Raw genomic sequence first — 19,163 nt, 5'->3', positions numbered from 1 at the left:
GCGTCCCGGAACGGCCCCGCCTGCCTTGCGCTGAGGGGGGCCGTTCGCTGTTTCCTCCCCGTTGAGTGTCCGCAACCCCCGGACGTCTCGGAGATCATCCCGGGTGTCGTGGACACTCGACCTTCTGGTGATGAACGACCTCGATCGCGTGTGCGCCAACTCCCGGACCGTCACCTGCGCCCGGGCTGCGGGTCGTCAGCGCGACTCGATGACGCACACGGCGCTCATGCCGGGTGTCAGCGCCTCGAAGATGTGCGGGGAGTCGCCGGCGTACGAGAGGTAATCGCCGGGGGACAACTCGTACGGCGCGTCGGCGGGGCCGACGAGTCCGCGACCCGACACCAGCACGACGTGTTCGACCGTTCCCCGGGGGTGGGGATCGGATCGACGAGGCTGTCCGGGCTCGGCCGAGAGCAGGTAGATGTCGCGGCGTGCATGCGGAGGGCTCGCCGACAAGAGGACGGCGACGTACTCGGATGCCGACGACGCCACCGCCGTGCTCGCCTCTCCCGCGCGGATCAGCGTGGGGGAGTGCGCGTCCTCATCGACGAAGTCCGCGAAGGTGATCTCGAGCGCGGACGCCAGAGCCCACAGCGTTTCGACGCTCGGGTTTCCTCCGCCGTTCTCGAGCTGGGACACGGTCGCCTTGGCGACCTTCGCGCGACGCGCGAGCTCGGACACACTCAGATCCCGTCTCTCCCGCTCGCGTCGGAGGTTCGCGGCGATGCGGTCGCTCAGATCGCTCATGTGTTCATTATCGTCGCCGATCGTTCGACTTGACGAACGTGGCACTGTCGTTCACGATGATGTTCATGCGTTCGCTGTACCGAACACCCGAGGGTGTGGCCACCCGTCAGGGACTCGCTGTCGCCCTGGCCACCAGTGCCTACGGCATCTCTTTCGGGGCGCTGTCGGTGGCATCCGGTCTCGATATCTGGCAGACCTGCGTGCTGAGCCTGCTGATGTTCACGGGGGGATCGCAGTTCGCCTTCGTCGGCGTCATCGCTGCCGGGGGTTCGGCTGCGGCCCCCGCGGCGATCGCGTCGTCGGCGCTGCTGGGGGTGCGCAACGCCGCGTACGCGATGCGCATGGCACCGGTCGTGGCGGGTGGGTTGTGGCGGAAGGCCTCGGCCACGCAGTTCACGATCGACGAATCCGTCGCGGTCGGCCTGGCGCAGGCCGAACCCCGCGCACGCCAGGTCGGCTTCTGGGTGACGGGGGTGGCGATCTGGCTCGGCTGGAACCTGTCGACCCTCCTCGGTGCGCTCCTCGGCGATGTGCTCGGCGACCCGCGCGCGTACGGTCTCGACGCCGCGGCCGCGGCGGCGTTCCTCGCCCTCCTCTGGCCGCGCCTGCGCGGGCGGCAGCCGCCGGCTGTGGCGGCGGGCGCGGCGATCGTCGCGGCGCTGCTCACACCGTGGCTCATGCCCGGTATCCCGGTGATCGCCGCGGCCGGAGTCGCGATCGCGGTCGGCCTGTTCGACCCGCGGCCCGCGACGACGTCGACGGACGAGGGGCGGATGCCATGACCCTGTGGACCGCCGTGCTCGCGGCATCCGTTCTCTGCGTCGCGCTCAAGGCGACCGGATACCTGCTTCCGGCGCACTGGCTCGATGCTCCTCGCCCGGCGCGCATCGCGGACCTCCTCACCGTCGCTCTTCTCGCGGCGCTCGTGATGGTGCAGACCCTCGGAGCAGGCTCCGCGGTCGTCGTAGACGCGCGGCTTCCTGCCGTAGGAGTCGCCGCCCTGTTGCTGTGGGCACGTGCGCCCTTCCTCGTCGTGGTGGCCGCCGCGGCAGGCACCGCCGCGCTGCTGCGGCTCTGGGGGTGGGCGGTGTGAAGCGCTCAGGCTCCGCGCATAGCCGTCCCGCCTAGACTCGGGCGGTGACTTCTACGATTCTTCGCGTCGTCGGCTGGGTGGTGGCTCTGCTCGTCGGGGCTTTCTACGGAGCAGCCGGCACGGTCGCTCAGGCCTTCCTCGTCGGCCCGGTGCCGGTCGGTCTGATCCTCGCGACGATCGGCAGTGCCGCGCTGCTCATCGCGCTGCGCACCCTCACCGGCGACCGCATCAACGCTCTCGCCGGAGGACTCGGTATCACCGCCGCGACCTACGTCTTCTCGCAGGTGGGCCCGGGCGGCTCCGCGATCGTGGCGGCGCCCACCGCGGGCACCGAGTGGATCCCGCTGGTATGGACGGTCGTCGGGCCTGCGCTGATGGTGCTCGTCGCTTTCTGGCCCGACTTCTCGAAGCTGCAGGCCCCCGCGCGTCCGGCTGAATCCTAAGCCCGCGGGCCCGTCGGCGGAGTCGGTCGCTCCGGCGCGATTAGACTGAGCGGGTGACTTACGTGATCGCCCTCCCGTGTGTCGATGTCAAAGACCGCGCCTGCATCGATGAGTGTCCCGTCGATTGCATCTACGAGGGTGAACGATCGCTCTACATCCACCCCGACGAGTGCGTCGACTGCGGTGCGTGCGAGCCGGTATGCCCCGTCGAAGCCATCTACTACGAGGACGACCTCCCCGAAGAGTGGTCCGACTACTACAAGGCCAACGTCGAGTTCTTCGACGACATCGGCTCTCCCGGCGGGGCGGCCAAGGTGGGCGTGATCGCGAAGGACCACCCCGTCATCACCGCGCTGCCCCCGCAGAGCCACTGACCCGTGGGCGTCGCCGACCTCGCCGACTACCCGTGGGACGCCGTCGCCCCGTACGCGGAGCGCGCGCGGCGACACCCCGACGGCATCGTCGACCTGTCGATCGGTTCGCCCGTCGATCCGACTCCCGCCGTCATCGCCGAGGCCCTCGCCGACGCGACCGACGCGCACGCCTATCCGCAGACCGCCGGCACGCCGGCCCTGCGCGAAGCCATTGCCGCGTGGTACGAGCGTCGTCGGCGTGTCCCGGGCCTGAGCGCGGTCAACGTCCTGCCGACCGTCGGCTCGAAGGAGCTGGTCGCTCTGCTGCCGCTGCTGCTGGGGCTCGGCCCGGGCGATGCCGTGGTCCATCCCCGCGCCGCCTACCCCACCTACGAGGTGGGCGCGCGCCTGGTGGGCGCCGAGGCCGTGGCATCCGACGACCCCTCAGAGTGGCCCGCGCACACGCGCCTGGTGTGGATCAACTCGCCGGGCAACCCCGACGGTCGCGTCCTGTCGGCCGATGAGCTTCGGGGTGCCGTGACCCGAGCGCGCGAGATCGGTGCGGTCCTCGCCTCCGACGAGTGCTACGCCGAGCTGGGCTGGGATGCCCCGTGGGACGCGCAGCCCGTGCCGAGCGTTCTCGACCCGACCGTGGTCGACGGGGATCTCACCGACGTGCTCTCGGTGTACTCGCTGAGCAAGCAGTCGAACCTCGCCGGGTACCGCGCAGCGTTCCTCGCCGGCGACCCTGTGCTCGTCTCGCGGCTGCTGACCGGGCGCAAGCACCTCGGCCTCCTGCCTCCCGCTCCCGTGCAGCGCGCGATGACGGTGGCCCTCGGCGACGACGCGCACGTGGTCGAGCAGCGCGAGCGCTACGCCCGCCGCCGCGCCGTGCTGAAACCCGCGGTGGAGGCGGCCGGCTTCACGATCGACCGCAGCGAGGGTGGACTCTACCTCTGGGCGACCGAGGGGCGCGACGCGTGGGAGAGCGTGGGTCGGCTGTCGGAGCTCGGCATCCTGGTGGGGCCGGGGCACTTCTACGGCACCCACTTCCCGCATCACGTGCGTTTCTCGCTCACCGCGACCGACGAGCGCATCGCCGCGGCCGGGGAGCGTCTGCGCGCCTGACCAGGAGGTTCCCTCCATTCGATGGGGGCGACCTTTAGCGGTGTCATCTGTACGTCGGAGTGGCTACTAGGCTGTAAAGGCAGGTCGTTCGGGGTCATCCTCCGCGCGCCCCGCCGACCCGGATGCCATACCCGTGGCATCCAACGGTCGACAAGATCGCGGGTGCCGCAACCCCCGCGTTCGACCACACGGGCGACCAGGAATCGCAAGGAGGCGCGGTGAGCGACGCGGGCACGCATCAGGAGAAGGCCACTCTCACGGTAGGGGGCACCACCGCCGAATTCCCGGTCCTGCGAGGCACCGACGGTGTTCCGAGCATCGACATCGCGTCGCTGACGAAGCAGACCGGTCACACCACGCTCGACTACGGTTTCGTCAACACGGCGTCGACGAAGTCCGACATCACGTACATCGACGGTGACCAGGGCATCCTCCGCTACCGCGGCTACCCGATCGAGCAGTTGGCGAAGAACAGCACCTACCTTGAGGTCGCGTGGCTGCTCATCTACGGCGAGCTGCCCTCGGCATCCGAGCTGGCCTCGTTCGACGAGCGCATCCGCCGTCACACGCTGCTGCACGAAGACCTCAAGAGCCTCTTCTCGGCTCTTCCCCCGACGGCTCACCCCATGTCGGTGCTGTCGGCGGCGACGGCCGCACTCTCGACCTACTACGAGTCCGAGTCCGACCCGCACAACCCCGAGCACGTCGAGCTCAACACGGTGCGCATGCTCGCGAAGCTCCCCGTGATCGCGGCCTACGCGCACAAGAAGAGCATCGGGCAGGCCTTCCTGTACCCCGACAACTCGCTCGGCTTCGTCGACAACTTCCTCAAGCTGAACTTCGGCGTGCACAGCGAGCCCTTCGAGGCCAACCCCGTCATGACGAAGGCCCTCGACCTGCTGCTCATGCTGCACGAGGATCACGAGCAGAACGCCTCGACCTCGACCGTTCGCCTCGTCGGCTCCACCGGCGCCAACCAGTTCGCGTCCATTTCCGCCGGCATCCAGGCCCTGTCAGGCCCCCTGCACGGTGGAGCGAACGAGGCCGTGCTGCAGATGCTCGCGCGCATCCGCGACTCCGGCGAGAGCGTCGAGCGCTTCGTCGAGCGGGTGAAGAACAAGGAGCAGGGCGTCAAGCTCATGGGCTTCGGGCACCGCGTTTACAAGAACTACGACCCGCGCGCCAAACTCGTGAAGGAGTCGGCCGACGAGGTGCTCGAGGCCCTCGGCGTCAGCGACCCGCTGCTCGACCTCGCCAAGGAGCTCGAGCAGATCGCCCTCGAGGACGACTACTTCAAGGAGCGTCGCCTCTACCCGAACGTCGACTTCTACACCGGGGTGATCTACAAGGCGATGGGCTTCCCCACGCGCATGTTCACGGTGCTGTTCGCGATCGGTCGCCTGCCCGGTTGGCTCGCGCAATGGCGCGAGGCGATCACCGACCCGCAGACCAAGATCGGTCGCCCTCAGCAGCTGTACACGGGTGCCGCCGAGCGCAACTACCCCGGGGTCTGACCCCGACCCGAAGCGCCCCGTCCCTCTCGCCAGGGGCGGGGCGCTTCGTCGTGCGCGCTGACCGGTGATCGGTGCGGTGAGGCGCGTGCGCGCCGTGCCCCGCAGCGGGTGCGGGGGCACGCATAAACGCGATTCGCGCGTAAAAACGCGAGGAGATCGCGTTTATGCGCGCGAACGGCGTTTATGCGTGAGGGGGGCGGATGCCGGGTGCCCAGGCCGCCGCCGAGGACGCCAACCAGTAGGGTCGGGGCATGCCGCGCCTGTTCGTCCGCCGCCCCTCGCCCCAGCTCGCCGACGGCGAGCTCACCCACCTCGATCGCGTGCCGGTCGACCCCGAGCTCGCGCTCGAGCAGTGGCACGGATATGTCGACGTCTTCCGCTCGCGCGGGTGGGAGATCGTCGAGATCGTTCCGGCCGACGACCAGCCCGACGGCGTGTTCGTCGAGGACGCCGTGGTGATCTTCGGCGAGCTCGCCGTGCTGTGCCGGGCGGGGGCGCCCTCGCGCCGCGGCGAGATCGAGAGCGTGCGGGCCGGGGTGCGGGCATCCGGAATCGAAAGCGTGGAGATCGTCGAGCCCGGGACTCTCGACGGGGGCGACGTCTTGAAGGTCGGCCGCACCGTGTATGTCGGGGCGTCGTCGCGGACGAACGCAGCGGGTATCGGCCAGCTGCGCGAGGTGCTCGCCTCCCGTGGGTGGGAGGTGCGCGAGATCCCGGTCACGAAATTCCTGCACCTCAAGTCGGGCGTGACGGCGCTACCCGACGGCACGGTCGTCGGGTTCGAGCCGCTGGTGGACGATCCTTCGCTGTTCCCCGTGTTCGCGGGCGTTCCGGAAGAGCACGGTACGGCCGTGGTGGTGCTCGACGAGAGCACGGTGCTGATGTCGTCCGATGCCCCGGCGACGGCCGAAGAGCATCGGTTCCGCGGCCTCGACGTCGTCACCGTGGATGTGAGCGAGTTCGAGAAGCTCGAGGGCTGCGTCACCTGCCTGTCGGTACGGGTGCGCGACTGAGCCGCAGCCCGACGAGGCCGAGGGCGGCTCAGGCGTGCAGCGCCTCGTTCAGCGTCACGCCCACCCCGGAGCGGGCCGACGCCTCGACGGCGCCGGTGAGGGAGTTGCGGCGGAACAGGATGCCGTCGCGACCCGACAGTTCGCCGGCCTTGACCGTCTCGTCGCCGACGCGGACCTTCGTGCCGGCCGTCACGTAGAGGCCCGCCTCGACGACGCAGTCGTCACCGAGCGAGATGCCGATGCCCGCGTTCGCGCCGAGGAGGGTACGCGCGCCGATCGAGACACGGTGGGTTCCTCCGCCCGAGAGGGTACCCATGATCGAGGCTCCGCCGCCGATGTCGGTGCCGTCGCCGATGACGACGCCCTGTGAGACGCGGCCCTCGATCATCGACGAACCGAGCGTGCCGGCGTTGAAGTTGACGAAGCCCTCGTGCATCACGGTCGTACCGGGGGAGAGGTGCGCGCCCAGGCGCACGCGCGAGGCATCGGCGATGCGCACGCCCGCGGGGAGCACGTAGTCGGTGAGGCGCGGGAACTTGTCGAGGCCCTGCAGCTCGATGCCGTGACGCTTCAGCTGCGGCAGCAGTCGAGCCGCGTCGTCGGGGTGCACGGGACCGGCGTTGGTCCAGGCGACGTTGGGGAGGTGGCCGAAGATCCCGTCGAGGTTGATCTCGTTCGGGCGCACGAGCAGGTGGGACAGCGCGTGCAGACGCAGGTAGGCGTCCGCGGTCGAGGCGGGGGGCTCGTCGGCGTCGATCGTGAGCGCCACCGTCTCGACGACGACACCGCGTCGCTCATCGGGGCCCGCGGAGGATTCGAGCGCCGCCTTCTCGGCATCCAGGTCTGTCGAATCGCCCAGGACAGGGTTCGGGAACCAGGCGTCGAGCACCGTGCCCCCGGTGGTCCGCGTCGAGAGGCCGGCAGCACTGATGCGTCGTTCGTTGCTCACCGTCCCAGGGTACTGGGGCACTGCCTGTGGGAAGATCGGGGCATGCCCGCGCTCGACCTCACCCAGTCCTCGGCCGCCCTCACCCGGGCCGTTTGCGACATCCCCAGCGTCTCGGGAGACGAGACCCCTCTCGCGGATGCCATCGAGGCCGCCGTCTCCGCGTACGCCCACCTCGAGATCATTCGCGATGGCGACACGATCGTCGCCCGGACCAACCTCGGTCGCGACCGTCGCGTCGTGATCGCCGGGCACATCGACACCGTGCCGATCAACGGCAACCTCCCGGTGGAGGACCGCTCTGTCGACGGCGTCGACGTGATCTGGGGGCGCGGGACGGTCGACATGAAAGCCGGTGTCGCGGTGCAGCTCAAGCTCGCCGCCGAGCTCACCGAGCCCCCGGTCGACATCACGTGGATGTGGTACGACCACGAAGAGGTCGACTCCGCCCTGAACGGCCTCGGCAGGCTGTCGCGCAACCGCCCGGATCTGTTCGAGGGCGACTTCGCCATCCTGGGCGAGCCCAGCAACGGCGAGGTCGAGGGCGGCTGCAACGGAACGCTCCGTGCGATCGTTCGCACCGAAGGTGTCCGCGCCCACAGCGCGCGATCGTGGATCGGTGAAAACGCGATCCACAAGGCGGCCCCGATCCTCGCGCGCCTGGCAGAGTACCGCGCCCGCGAGATCGAGGTCGAGGGACTGGTCTACCGCGAGGGGCTCAACGCCGTGAGCATCTCGGGCGGCGTCGCGGGCAACGTCATCCCCGACGCCTGCGCCGTCGAGGTCAACTACCGCTTCGCTCCGAGCCGTGACGCCGCAGCCGCGACCCGTGTCGTCACCGACGTGTTCACCGGTTTCGACGTCGAGATCGTCGACGTGGCAGAGGGCGCTCGCCCCGGCCTCGACGCGGCTCTCGCGAAGGAGTTCGTGGATGCCGTGGGCGCCACGCCGAAACCCAAGTACGGCTGGACCGATGTCGCGCGGTTCTCAGCCCTCGGCATCCCGGCCGTCAACTACGGCCCCGGTGACCCGCACCTCGCGCACCACGACGAGGAGCGCGTGCCGCTCGCGCAGATCGACGCCGTCGAGCGCGGCTTGCGTGCCTGGCTGAGCGGGTCGTGACCACCGCGGCCACGACGCGCACGCGGGTCGGATGGGCGGATCGCCTGCCCGTGGCGGCACGTATCGCCATCGTCTACGCCGCGGCGCGCGTGGTCACGACGGGCTTCTTCCTTCTCGCGTCGGCGCTGTCGGGCCCGGGCTCGCGCTACGGAATCGCTCCCTCGCTCGAAAAGCTCGCCCTGGGGTGGGATGCGCAGTGGTACTGGTTCGCCGCCGTCTCGGGGTACCCGGTGGACCTGCCGATCGCCGCCGGCGGTCACGTCGCCGAGAACGCCTGGGCGTTCATGCCTCTGTATTCGTATCTCTCGGCCGGACTGGGCTTCCTGCTCGGGTCGTGGGGCGCGGGGGCCGTCGCGATCTCGCTGGCCGCGGGCTACGGCGCCTGTCTCGTGCTGCACTCCCTGCTGCGCGAGCGCATCGGCGCGTCGGCCGCGATGTGGGCCGTGATCTTCTTCGCGTGCGGGCCGCTGGCCGCCCTGTTCCAGGTGGGCTACGCCGAGGCGCTGTTCCTCTTCTTCCTCTTCCTCGCCCTCCGGTGCGTCCAGCGGCGTCAGTGGGCCTGGCTGTACCTCCTCGTGCCGGCGATGGGATTCACGCGTCCCGGCATCCTGGCCTTCGCCCTGTTCCTCGGGCTCTATGGCATCCATCGACTCTTCCGTCGACGCGCGGATCCGCTGCCGACACGCGACATCGCGCACCTCGTGGCGCTCGGCGGGCTCTCGGTCGTCGTCGGATTCGCGTGGCAGGCGATCGCGGGGTTCGTCACCGGCGACCCGGGCGCGTACCTGGCCACGGAACTGGCCTGGCGACGCAACTGGCTCGGGGACTCGAACGGCGGGTTCGTCCCCTTCGACGGGTTCGTGCAGGCCGCCGGGTTCTGGTTCACCCGCTGGGGGCTGGGCGCCGTGACCGGGTACGTGTTCCTCGCGCTGCTCGTGTTGGCCGTGGCCGCTCTGTTGCTGTTCTCGCCGCAGGTGAAGCGCCTCGGCATCGAAGTACGGCTGTGGTCGGCGAGTTACCTGGTCTACCTGCTGCTGGTGTTCTTCCCGCAGTCGAGTATCTTCCGGCTGCTGGTGCCGATCTCGCCGCTCTGGGGGGCTCTGGCGGTGCCCCGGTCCCGCGGGTGGAGGCTCGCGGTGCTCGCTGTGGCGCTGCTCGGACAGTGGTGGTGGATCTACAACATGTACGCCCTCGCGAACGCGTACTGGCAGATTCCCTGAGGCCCGTCGACCCTTGCTGCCCGCTCGGTACGACTCGCCACGCGGGATACCGGTAAACTTCTCAGGCAGACCAACGACGAAAAGGGGGCCGCGATGGCAGCCATGAAGCCGCGTACCGGCGACGGACCGATGGAGGCCGTGAAGGAGGGCCGGTTGATCATCGTGCGCGTGCCGCTCGAGGGCGGCGGGCGACTCGTCGTCTCGGTGAACGACGCCGAGGCGAAGGAACTCTACGACGTGCTCGGTGGTGTCGTCACCGCGTGACGCCCATCGACGCAGAGAAGGCCGGTCCCCGCGGGGGCCGGCCTTCTTCGTGCACTGGGGGAGGCTCAGTCCTCGGGCGGCCGTGTGGTGAGCTGCAGCAGACCCTCGCCGGTGGTCGACAGCGCGCCGATGACAGCGGGGGAGGACTGCACCTCCTGGATGAGAGAGCGGTAGGCCGTGGTCACCGGGTCACGGCGAACCGGGTCGGCCGCACCGTGCGCGAGCACTCGCGGGATGAGGACCGTGCCACCGGCGCGCACCAGGCGCAGGCCGTGCTCGACGTACTCGATGACGCCCTCGGGATCGGCGTCGATGAAGACGATGTCGTACGAGGCCTCGTTCATGCGCGGGAGGACATCCGCTGCCCGACCGGTGATGAACCGGGCCCGTGCGGCGGGTACCCGGGCGTCGATGAATGCGGACCGGGCGGCTCCGAGGTGCTCGGGCTCGCTGTCGATCGTCGTGATGGTCGCGCGAGGGGAGCCGTGCAGCAGCCAGAGTCCCGAGACCCCGCCGCCGGTGCCGACCTCGACGATGTTGAGAGCGCGGGATGCCGCCGAGATCACGGCCGCCTGCGCTCCGACCGCGGGGCTGATCGGCGCCGCTCCGAGCTCGAGCGCGTGCGCCCGGGCGCGAGCGATGTGCTCGGGCTCGACCGTCGACTCCTGCACGAACCGTTCGTTCGCCTCATGACCGCTCACGTGGACCTCCTCAGATCAGGCTAGACGGCGGATGGTCGCTCACCCCCTAGGCGAGGCCGGTAATCTGGACGCATGTTCTTCGGCCTCACGATCGAGAAGCTGATGCTGATCGGCGTGATTGCGGCGGTCCTCGTCGGCCCCGAGCGCCTCCCGCGCTATGCGGAAGCGTTGGCCAAGTTCACCAAGCGCGCGAAAGAGACGCTGCAGGGTGCCCGCACGCGCATGCGCGACGAGATGGGCCCCGAGTTCGACGACGTCGACTGGAAGAAGCTCGACCCGCGGCAGTACGATCCGCGCCGCATCATTCGAGAGGCACTGCTCGACGACACCCCGACGGCGACCATGCGCGCCGCGGGCGCCGCAGCCCTCGCGGCGCGCGAGAAGCCGGCATCCGCTCCCTTCGTGGCGGGTGAGCGGCCGCCGTTCGACGACGAGGCGACCTGACGCGGATTCGGCGGCCGACCCGGGCAGTCATCTCTGAATCGGGTGCAGGCTCCTCCGCCTGTCGAAGGGCGGGGTCTGCGGGGTGGCTTCGACAGGCTCGTCCGCCTGGGGCGGCGTCAGACCACGGCGTGTCACGAGAACAGGGGATGTCACCGGAACAGGCCGATTCGGCGCGAATCGCCCTGTTCTCGCGGCGGCGCCCTGTTCTCGTGACGGGAGCGGCTCGGGTCAGACGCCGAGTCGCAGCGGCTTGCCTGCCAGGCCACGCGGACGAACGGCCAGGGCCGATGCCGCCGCGTCGATCGCGCGCGCGGCCGGGTCGTCGGGGTGCGACAGCACCACCGGGCGCCCATCGTCTCCGCCGGCACGCAGGGCGGGACTGAGCGGCACGGATGCCAGCAGCGGCACGTCTGCATCGGCGCTCGAGAGAGCGCGGGCCACCTCGGCGCCGCCGCCGGCACCGAACAGATCGAGCACCGTGCCGTCGGGGAGTGTCATCGCGGCCATGTTCTCGATCACCCCGATGGGGCGCTGGCCGGTCTGACGAGCGACCAGGCCGGAGCGCACGGCCACCTCGGCGGCCGCGGCCTGCGGGGTCGTCACGACCAGCACGTCGGCGTGGGGGAGAAGCTGGCCCACCGAGATGGCCACGTCTCCGGTACCCGGTGGCATGTCGAGCAGCAGGACGTCGAGATCGCCGAAGAACACGTCAGTGAGGAACTGCTGCACGGTGCGGTGCAGCATCGGTCCGCGCCACGCGACAGCGCCCGCCGCATCTTCTCCGGGCCGGCGCAGGAACATGCCGATCGAGATGACCTTCACCCCGTACGCCACCGGCGGCAGGATCAGGTCGTCGAGCTTGGTGGGGGCGGGCGGCAGGCCGTCGGCGTCGACGAGCCCGAGCAGCCCGGGGATCGAGAAGCCGTGCACGTCGGCGTCGATCAGCCCGACACGCAGCCCCTTCGCCGCGAGGGCCACGGCGAGGTTCGCGGTGACGGTGGACTTGCCCACGCCGCCCTTGCCGCTGGTGACGGCGATCACGCGCGTCAGCGAATCCGGCCCGAACGGCATCTCGCGCTTCGCGCGTCCGCCGCGCAGCTTCGCGGTGAGCGCCTTCCGTTCGTCGGGCGACATCACGCCGACCCGTATCTCCACCGCCTCGATGCCCGCGACCGAGGCCGCGGCATCCCGGACGTCTCTCTCGATGCGATCCGCGGCGGGGCAGCCGACGATCGTCAGGGCGATGCCGACCTCGGCGGTCGTGCCCGAGACGTCGATGTCGCGCACCATGTCGAGCTCGCCCAGCGGACGCCGCAGTTCCGGATCGGTGACGGCGGCGACCGCTGCGCGAACGCTCTCGGTGAGGGCGTCGCTCACGAGGCGGGCCGAGGAGCGTCGTCGTGCTCGTCGAGGCGCTCGAGGGCGGCCTTGAGCTCGGCCCGCAGCGTGTCCTTCGTGATGACCTCGTCGGTCAGGTCACGCACCGCCATGCGCAGCGCCACGATCTCACGGGCGAGGTACTCGGTGTCGGCGAGGTTGCGCTCGGCGCGCTGCCGGTCCTGCTCGATCTGCACGCGGTCGCGGTCGTCCTGCCGGTTCTGCGCCAGCAGGATCAGCGGGGCGGCATACGAGGCCTGCAGCGAGAGCACGAGTGTCAGCGCGGTGAAGCCGATCGCTGCGGAGTCGAAACGCAACTCGTCGGGCGCGATCGAGTTCCAGCCCATCCACACCACGCAGAACAGCGTCAACGACAGCAGGAAGGTGGGCGTCCCCATCGCGCGGGCGACCCACTCGGTGAACCGTCCGAAGCGGTCACGCGAGGGCTGCGGAGCGCGGGGGGCCAGGACGCCGGTGCGGCCGCGCGGGGCGTCGAGAGCGGGCTTGCGGTTGGTGCGTGCCATCAGCGCCTCCTCGGGGTCTGCGGGGTGATCTGGGGGATGCTCGAGGTCGCGGTGGACCTCGTGGTCGTCCGGGGTCTCGGATCGTCGCTGTCGTGCGTGCGCCAGTCGTCGGGCAGCAGGTAGTCGAGCACGTCGTCGACGCTCACGCAGCCGACGAGGCGGTGCGCCTGATCGACCACGGGGAGCGACACGAGGTTGTAGCTCGCGAGCAGGCGCGCGACTTCGGCCGCGGTGGCGTCGGCGGTGACCGGCTCCAGCGTGTCGTCGATGATCGCCCCCAGGCGCTCGTGCGGCGGGTACCGCAGCATGCGCTGGAAGTGCACCGTCCCGAGCAGCCGCCCGGTGGGCGTCTCGTACGGGGGCAGGGTGATGAAGACGGATGCCGCGAGGGCGGGGTGCAGCTCGTGCCGGCGGATGAGGGCCAGGGCCTCGGCCACCGTCGCGTCGGCCGAGAGCACGATGGGCTCCGGCGTCATGAGACCACCGGCGGTGTCGGGGCCGTACTGCAGGAGGGCGCGGACGTCGTCGGCCTCCTCCGGTTCCATCAGGTCGAGCAGCTGCTCGGAGCGCGACTCCGGAAGCTGACCGAGGAGGTCGGCCGCGTCGTCGGGCTCCATGGCATCCAGGATGTCGGCGGCGCGCTCATCGCCCAGCTGTTCGAGGATGTGAACCTGCTCGTCTTCGGGCATCTCTTCGAGGGCGTCGGCCAGTCGGTCGTCGCTGAGTTCCTCGGCGACCTCGATGAGTCGCTCCTCGGGAAGGTCGAGCAGCGTGTTGGCGAGGTCGGCCGGCTTGAGCTCGGAGTAGGTCGCGACCAGCTGCTCGGCGGACTGCGCCTCGCCGGGCGTCTGGTTTTCGCGCACCTCGCCCCAGGCCGCGAAGGTCGTCGCGCCCTTGGCGAAGGGCGACGCGCTCGTGCGCGGGCGTCGGAGGAACAGCTGCCCCACGTCCCATTCGCCGAGCCGGTTGCGCTCGATCGCGACGTCTTCGATCACGGCAGTGCCGGAACCGTCGACCAGGCTGACGCGGCGGCCGAGCATCTCGGCCATCACACGCACTTCGCCACCACGTTGCTGGAAACGGCGCACGTTGATGAGGCCGGTCGTGATGACCTGACCGGCCTGTATGGAGGTGACGCGTCCGATGGACACGAACACATGTCGTCGTCCGGGAATCTCGACGACGAGCCCCACGACGCGCGGTGCGGCGGAGGCGCGGTAGATCACCACGACGTCGCGCACCTTACCCAGACGGTCTCCCGCCGGGTCGAACACCGTGCAGCCCGCCAAGCGGGCGACGAATACCCTTTGCGTGCTCACTGGACCAGCGTAGTCCGCGCCTCCTATGCAACGCCGGTGGAACGGTCAGGCGCGCATGACAGGATGGTGAAATGAGTATGTTCGCGCAGCGTCCGGGTGCCGGTCGCGACGAGGTCGGCGAAAAGATCGCCTCGTTCCCGACCTACGAGCAGGCGCAGAAAGCCGTGTCCTCGTTGATCGCCGGAGAAGTGCCTGCGCGCGACATCGCGATCGTGGGCTCGGGTCTGCGATCGATCGAACGCATCACCGGCAGGCTCGGGTACGCCACGGCGGCCCGCTCGGGGGCGCTGAACGGCCTCATGCTGGGACTGTTGTTCGCCTTCATCTTCGTGCTCGGGATGCCGACCGTGCAGATCTCCGCCTTCATCGGTGTCTTGCTGGTCGGTATGGCGCTGGGCATGATCCTCAGCATCGGCACCTATTCGATCGTGCGTCGCCGCCGCGACTTCGCCTCGGTCATGCAGGTCGCCGCCGACCACTACGACGTGTGCGTCGCGGCCCCGAGCGTCCACAAGGCCCGCGGGATCGTCGGGCCCTCGGCCGTCGGCGGAGGCGCCGTCGTCTCGCGTCCGGTGGCATCTGACACTGCTCCTCCGCAGTACGGAGAGCGCGTCGCTCCGGGCACCGCTGCGCCGGTCGCTCCGCCGCGTCCGCCCGCCCCGACCCAGGCTCCCTCCCCGCGCGACGACGAGCCGCCGCGGTACGGCGAGCGGATCGCGCCCCCGTCCGAGCGCACCGCTGGGGACCGGGAAAACGCAGAGCGCCCCGACGACGCTCGAGACGGCTCCGACGAGCACCCCGCCCCGACCGAGCGGTGAGCGCCGAGGCCGTCCGCATCGCCGTCGCGCTGCCGACGGGCGGCACCGAGATATCGGGGCTGTGGTCCGCGGCCCTTGACTCTTCGGCGACCGTCGCTCTGGCGCACGGCGCGGGTGCCGGCATGGAGCATCCGTTCCTGGCCGGTCTGACCGATGCGCTCGTCGCCGAGGGCATCTCCGTCCTGCGCTTCGTCTTCCCGTATGTCGAGGCGGGCCGGCGCATGCCCGGTCCCGCGACGCACGCCGTCGCCACCTGGGCGGGCGTGCAGGCCTGGCTCGCCTCGGCCGCCCCCGGCCGCTACGTCGCCGCGGGCAAGTCGTACGGCGGGCGCATGGCATCCGTCGCCACCTCCGAGGGTGTGATCGCTCCCGCCCGGCTGGTCTACCTCGGCTACCCCCTGCACCCGCCCGGGCGGCCCGACAAACCGCGCCGCGAGCACCTGTCGGCGATCTCGGTGCCGCAGCTGTTCGTCGAGGGCGAGAACGACCCGTTCATCGATCCGCGGGACCAGTTCGACGAGGTGATCGCGTCATGTCGCAACGCCCAGGTGCACTGGATCGCGGGCGGCAACCACTCTTTCGAGGTGAAAGGCGCCCGCCGCCCCGCCGATGAGATCGGCGCCGGTCTGGCGCTCGTCGTCGCGGACTTCGCGCGCGGGGCCTGATCGGCGCAGCCCGGCGGATGCCCCCGCCGTCCGGTCGAAACCATTCATCGGTCGGTGCGCGTCGCGCGTGAATCCCGCCCCGCTCGGGACAGACGAGGACCTCGCTTCTGCGGCGGCCGTCCGCTTGCGCGACCGGTCACGTGTGGGCGGGCACGGCACGGGGGCTCAGCGCCCGGCTGCATACCCCTGCGCGCCCCGCGGATTCGCGGCGGCCCACAGCAGTCCCTCGGCGTCTCGGCCGACCGCGCTCACTCGGCCCAACGCCCAGTCACCGGCCCGGCGTACGCGGTGCCCGCGCCGCTCGAGCTCGGCGATCAGATCGTCGCCCAAACGGTCTTCGACCACCGCACCCGCCGGTGACCACGTGCGCGGCCAGAACGAGTCGACGAGCGCCGTCGTGTGCAAGGTCGGGGCGTCGATCGCCTGCTGCGGGGAGTAGCCGCCGACGAGCATCCGTACAAGCACCGGCAGTTGCCACTGGTCCTGCTGATCGCCGCCGGGGGAGCCGATCGCGATGACTTCGTCGCCGCGGGTCAGCAGCGTCGGGGTGAGCGTGGTCCGCGGACGACGACCGGGGACGAGGGATGCCGGGTGCCCCGGCTCCAGCCGCACCATCTGCAGTCGCGTGCCCAGGCAGAACCCGAGCTCGGGAATCGTGGGGGAGGACTGCAGCCAACCGCCGGACGGGGTGGCCGAGATCGCATTGCCCCACCGGTCGATCACATCGAGGTGGCACGTGTCGCCGCGGGTCTGGCCCGAGCGATCGACCGTCGGCTCGCCGGTCGAGCCCGAGGCCACCGCGTGCGTCGTCCGCAGAGCCGGCAGGACCGGTTCGCGACCATCGGGGGAGCCGGGGCGCAGATCGAGCGACGCGTCGGCACCGAGGAGCGCGCGTCGGGCCGCGATGTACTCGTCGGTCAACAGGGCCTCGACCGAAACGGCGTCGTCGGTGTCGCCGAACCACGCGTCGCGGTCGGCATAGGCGAGCTTCTGCGCCTCGAGCAACAGGTGGGCGCCGTCCGCCGACCCGGGGTCGACGTCGTCGGCGTCCTCGATCAGTCGAAGCGTCTGCAGCAGCGCCGGGCCCTGCGACCACGCTCCCGCCTTGAAAACGTCCCACCCGCGGAACGACACCGACACGGCGGGCTCGAACGTCGCCCGCCACGACGCCAGGTCTTCGGCATCGAGGATGCCGGGATGATCGCGACCGTCGGCGTGCCGGTGCGGCTCCCGGAGGAAAGTCGCCGCCCGGGGGAGCACCTCGGTCATCCAGTGCTCGCGCGCGGCGTCGATGCGCGACTCCCGATCGATGGCGCCGATCCCCGCGGCCGTGAGCGAGTCGAGCACGTCGGCCCAGGCCGGATTGCGGACCACCGTGTCGGGTGCGGGCGGCTCGCCGGTCGGCATCCATCGGTCTTTCGACGAGGACCAGTGCGCGCGGAACAGGTCGGCGACCCGGCCGATCGTGGCGGCGGCTCCCGCGACCAGCGGATGGCCGTCTCGCGCGTAGCGCGTCGCGAAGGCGAGGACGTCGCCGAGCTCCCACGTCCCGTGATCGCGCAGCAGCAGCAGCCACGCGTCGACACCCCCGGGCACCGTCGCAGCGAGGCCGCCGGCGCCCGGGACGAGGTCGAGCCCGCGTCCGTGGAAATGCTCCAGGGTGGCCGCGGCGGGTGCCGGCCCCTGACCCATTAGAACGGACGGCTCGGACGCACCGGCCGGGCGCACGAGCGCGACGAGATCGCCCCCGGGGCCGTTCAGGTGCGGCTCGACGACGTGCAGCACGAAGCCCGCCGCGCACGCGGCGTCGAACGCGTTGCCGCCGCGTTCGAGCACCGCCTGTGCGGTGGCCGTCGCCGTCCAGTGGGTCGACGCCGACATCCCGAAGGTGCCGCGCAGCGTCGGCCGGGTGGTGAAGGATGCCGGCGGCGTGAACGTCATCGCGACAGCCGGGCGATCCACTCCTCGACCTCGTCCGCCGTGCGGGGGATACCCGCCGACAGGTTGACCGGGCCATCGGCCGTCATGACGATGTCGTCCTCGATGCGCGCGCCGATACCGCGGTACTCCTCGGGAACGGTGAGGTCGTCGATCTGGAAGTACAGACCCGGCTCGATCGTGAACACCATGCCCGGCTCGAGCAGACCGTCGTAGTACATGTCGCGGCGGGCCTGAGCGCAGTCGTGGACGTCGATGCCGAGGTGGTGGCTCGTGCCGTGCACCATGTAGCGGCGGTGCTGACCGCCCTTGTCGGCGTCCAGTGCTTCTTCGGCCGTCACGGGGAGAAGACCCCACTCGGCGACCCGCGCGGCGATGACCTCCATCGCGGCTTCGTGCAGACGACGGAAGGGGACGCCGACCTTCGCGGCGGCGAACGAGGCGTCGGCGGCCTCGCGGACCGTCTCGTAGATACGGCGCTGGATGTCGGTGAACGTCCCCGAGACCGGCAGCGTACGGGTGATATCGGCGGTGTAGAGGCTGTCGACCTCGACGCCGGCGTCGACGAGGATCAGGTCGCCGGGCGTGACGGCGCCGTCGTTGCGCGTCCAGTGCAGGTAGCAGGCGTGCGGCCCCGAGGCGGCGATGGTGTCGTAGCCGACGCTGTTGCCGTCGGAGCGCGCGCGCTGGTGGAACACGCCCTCGACCACGCGCTCCCCGCGCGGGTGCTCGATGATGCGGGGGAGCTCGGCGACGATGTCGTCGAACCCGCGGCCGGTGACCTCGACGGCCAGCGCCAGCTCGGCGAGCTCGTACTCGTCCTTGATCAGACGCAGCTCGGAGACGAAACGCGTGACCTCGTCGTCCACGTCGACCGTGAGGTCGTGGTCACCGGGCTGGAAGTCCGAGAGGTGTGCGGTGGCGAGATCCAGGTCGGCGGCGACGCCGTCGAGGGCGGGGCGGGGGCCGATCCAGAATTCGCCGACCGTGGCGTCCGAGTAGAACTCCGCCGTCGTGCGATCGGCCCGTTCGCGGAAGTACAGCACGGCCTCGTGACCCTCGTCGCGCGGCTCGAAGACGAGCACGGCGTCGGGTTCGGCGTCGCGCCCCCAACCGGTGAGGTGCGCGAAGGCGGAATGCGAGCGGAAGGGATAGTCGGTGTCGTTGCTGCGCTGCTTCAGACCACCGGCGGGCACGACGACGCGCCGACCGGGGAACGCCTCCGACACGCGGGCGCGGCGACGCGCGGCCCAGGCGGCCTGCTCGCGCGGCTGGGGGAGCTCGGCGGGGTGCTCGGCCCAGCCGGTCGAGATCGTTTCGAGGAAGCCGCGGGGGAACGGGGCCTTCCGATTGCTGGGGGCGTCGAGTTCGACCGCGTCGGACTGCGGCTCCGCAGTCGGCGAGTCGGCAATCTGGCGGTCGGCGGTCGTCGCGGTCGTGTCGCTGGTGGAGGGGGCGTCCATCGTTCCAGTCTCGCACCGTCGGGCGCCGCGCGCACGACGGTCGGTTCGGCACAAGGCCGCAGGCGGTGGGT

General features: G+C 70.6%; 21 protein-coding genes. 13 read left to right on the top strand and 8 right to left on the bottom strand.

The genetic code is table 11. The annotated features are described in order from the left end of the window. Positions 1-195: 195 nt before the first annotated feature. Positions 196-747, bottom strand: a complete 552-nt coding sequence (locus MTE01_RS10425) for a helix-turn-helix domain-containing protein (protein WP_103210903.1) — start codon at positions 745-747, stop codon at positions 196-198. Positions 748-812: 65 nt separating this feature from the next. Here MTE01_RS10425 and MTE01_RS10420 point away from each other — a divergent pair, with 65 nt between their 5' ends. The 7 genes from MTE01_RS10420 to ddaH all read left to right on the top strand — a co-directional run bounded on the left by MTE01_RS10420 (position 813) and on the right by ddaH (position 6,291). Next, positions 813-1,529, top strand: a complete 717-nt coding sequence (locus MTE01_RS10420; RefSeq protein ID WP_141377446.1) for an AzlC family ABC transporter permease — start codon at positions 813-815, stop codon at positions 1,527-1,529. Further along, the gene (locus tag MTE01_RS10415; protein ID WP_141377359.1) at positions 1,526-1,840 is read left to right on the top strand and encodes an AzlD domain-containing protein; all 315 of its coding nucleotides are present in this window, start codon (positions 1,526-1,528) and stop codon (positions 1,838-1,840) included. Before MTE01_RS10420 ends, MTE01_RS10415 begins: the two co-directional genes overlap by 4 nt. Before the next feature lie 44 nt (positions 1,841-1,884). Next, positions 1,885-2,283 (top strand): DUF6113 family protein, encoded by a 399-nt coding sequence (locus tag MTE01_RS10410; protein ID WP_103210901.1) that lies wholly within the window; start codon positions 1,885-1,887, stop codon positions 2,281-2,283. Positions 2,284-2,336: 53 nt separating this feature from the next. Beyond that, entirely contained in the window at positions 2,337-2,657 is a 321-nt protein-coding gene (gene fdxA / locus MTE01_RS10405; RefSeq protein ID WP_013586172.1) for a ferredoxin, read from the top strand. Positions 2,658-2,660: 3 nt separating this feature from the next. Then, positions 2,661-3,764: a succinyldiaminopimelate transaminase gene (gene dapC, locus MTE01_RS10400; RefSeq protein ID WP_141377357.1), complete on the top strand. Its 1,104-nt coding sequence runs from the start codon at positions 2,661-2,663 to the stop codon at positions 3,762-3,764. Between the two features lie 218 nt (positions 3,765-3,982). Next, complete coding sequence (locus MTE01_RS10395; RefSeq protein WP_103210899.1) at positions 3,983-5,278, top strand: citrate synthase; 1,296 nt, start codon at positions 3,983-3,985, stop codon at positions 5,276-5,278. Positions 5,279-5,529: 251 nt separating this feature from the next. Further along, the gene (gene ddaH / locus MTE01_RS10390; RefSeq protein ID WP_141377355.1) at positions 5,530-6,291 is read left to right on the top strand and encodes a dimethylargininase; all 762 of its coding nucleotides are present in this window, start codon (positions 5,530-5,532) and stop codon (positions 6,289-6,291) included. A gap of 28 nt (positions 6,292-6,319) precedes the next feature. Here ddaH and dapD read toward each other — a convergent pair whose 3' ends face one another. Next, entirely contained in the window at positions 6,320-7,240 is a 921-nt protein-coding gene (dapD, locus tag MTE01_RS10385; protein WP_116240012.1) for a 2,3,4,5-tetrahydropyridine-2,6-dicarboxylate N-succinyltransferase, read from the bottom strand. Between the two features lie 42 nt (positions 7,241-7,282). Between dapD and dapE the strand changes: the two genes are divergently transcribed. The 3 genes from dapE (at position 7,283) to MTE01_RS10370 (ending at position 9,843) form a co-directional block, all read left to right on the top strand. After that, the gene (dapE, locus tag MTE01_RS10380) at positions 7,283-8,359 is read left to right on the top strand and encodes a succinyl-diaminopimelate desuccinylase (RefSeq protein ID WP_103210896.1); all 1,077 of its coding nucleotides are present in this window, start codon (positions 7,283-7,285) and stop codon (positions 8,357-8,359) included. Beyond that, complete coding sequence (locus MTE01_RS10375; RefSeq protein ID WP_141377353.1) at positions 8,356-9,579, top strand: putative hexosyltransferase; 1,224 nt, start codon at positions 8,356-8,358, stop codon at positions 9,577-9,579. The genes dapE and MTE01_RS10375 overlap by 4 nt, the downstream gene beginning before the upstream one ends. A 93-nt stretch (positions 9,580-9,672) precedes the next feature. Beyond that, positions 9,673-9,843: a DUF3117 domain-containing protein gene (locus MTE01_RS10370; RefSeq protein ID WP_074615842.1), complete on the top strand. Its 171-nt coding sequence runs from the start codon at positions 9,673-9,675 to the stop codon at positions 9,841-9,843. Between the two features lie 65 nt (positions 9,844-9,908). Here MTE01_RS10370 and MTE01_RS10365 read toward each other — a convergent pair whose 3' ends face one another. Continuing rightward, a complete protein-coding gene (locus MTE01_RS10365; protein WP_103210894.1) occupies positions 9,909-10,544 on the bottom strand; it encodes an O-methyltransferase in 636 nt (211 codons plus the stop codon). A 72-nt stretch (positions 10,545-10,616) separates the two neighbouring features. On the opposite strand from MTE01_RS10365, the gene MTE01_RS10360 reads away from it, so the two are divergent. Beyond that, entirely contained in the window at positions 10,617-10,988 is a 372-nt protein-coding gene (locus MTE01_RS10360; RefSeq protein WP_103210893.1) for a twin-arginine translocase TatA/TatE family subunit, read from the top strand. Positions 10,989-11,216: 228 nt separating this feature from the next. On the opposite strand, the gene MTE01_RS10355 is transcribed toward MTE01_RS10360, so the two are convergent. The 3 genes from MTE01_RS10355 to MTE01_RS10345 are packed head-to-tail and all read right to left on the bottom strand — an operon-like array spanning position 11,217 to position 14,208. Next, entirely contained in the window at positions 11,217-12,365 is a 1,149-nt protein-coding gene (locus MTE01_RS10355; RefSeq protein WP_141377350.1) for an Mrp/NBP35 family ATP-binding protein, read from the bottom strand. Continuing rightward, positions 12,362-12,889, bottom strand: a complete 528-nt coding sequence (locus MTE01_RS10350; RefSeq protein WP_103210891.1) for a DUF1003 domain-containing protein — start codon at positions 12,887-12,889, stop codon at positions 12,362-12,364. Before MTE01_RS10350 ends, MTE01_RS10355 begins: the two co-directional genes overlap by 4 nt. Beyond that, positions 12,889-14,208 (bottom strand): magnesium transporter MgtE N-terminal domain-containing protein, encoded by a 1,320-nt coding sequence (locus MTE01_RS10345; RefSeq protein ID WP_103210890.1) that lies wholly within the window; start codon positions 14,206-14,208, stop codon positions 12,889-12,891. The genes MTE01_RS10350 and MTE01_RS10345 overlap by 1 nt, the downstream gene beginning before the upstream one ends. Positions 14,209-14,279: 71 nt before the next feature. On the opposite strand from MTE01_RS10345, the gene MTE01_RS10340 reads away from it, so the two are divergent. Together MTE01_RS10340 and MTE01_RS10335 are read left to right on the top strand one after the other, a co-directional pair. Then, positions 14,280-15,026, top strand: coding sequence for a YflT domain-containing protein (locus tag MTE01_RS10340; protein WP_141377348.1), 747 nt, complete (start codon positions 14,280-14,282; stop codon positions 15,024-15,026). Next, positions 15,023-15,691: an alpha/beta hydrolase family protein gene (locus MTE01_RS10335; RefSeq protein WP_246078219.1), complete on the top strand. Its 669-nt coding sequence runs from the start codon at positions 15,023-15,025 to the stop codon at positions 15,689-15,691. Before MTE01_RS10340 ends, MTE01_RS10335 begins: the two co-directional genes overlap by 4 nt. A gap of 165 nt (positions 15,692-15,856) precedes the next feature. On the opposite strand, the gene MTE01_RS10330 is transcribed toward MTE01_RS10335, so the two are convergent. Then, on the bottom strand, positions 15,857-17,632 hold the full coding sequence (locus MTE01_RS10330) for a gamma-glutamyltransferase family protein (RefSeq protein ID WP_141377346.1): 1,776 nt from the start codon (positions 17,630-17,632) through the stop codon (positions 15,857-15,859). Then, the gene (locus tag MTE01_RS10325; RefSeq protein WP_141377344.1) at positions 17,629-19,092 is read right to left on the bottom strand and encodes an aminopeptidase P family protein; all 1,464 of its coding nucleotides are present in this window, start codon (positions 19,090-19,092) and stop codon (positions 17,629-17,631) included. Before MTE01_RS10325 ends, MTE01_RS10330 begins: the two co-directional genes overlap by 4 nt. Positions 19,093-19,163 lie beyond the last annotated feature (71 nt).

It is taken from the genome of Microbacterium testaceum (genome assembly GCF_006539145.1).
Taxonomy (GTDB): Bacteria; Actinomycetota; Actinomycetes; order Actinomycetales; family Microbacteriaceae; genus Microbacterium; species Microbacterium testaceum.
This window is presented reverse-complemented; position numbering and strand designations above follow the sequence as displayed.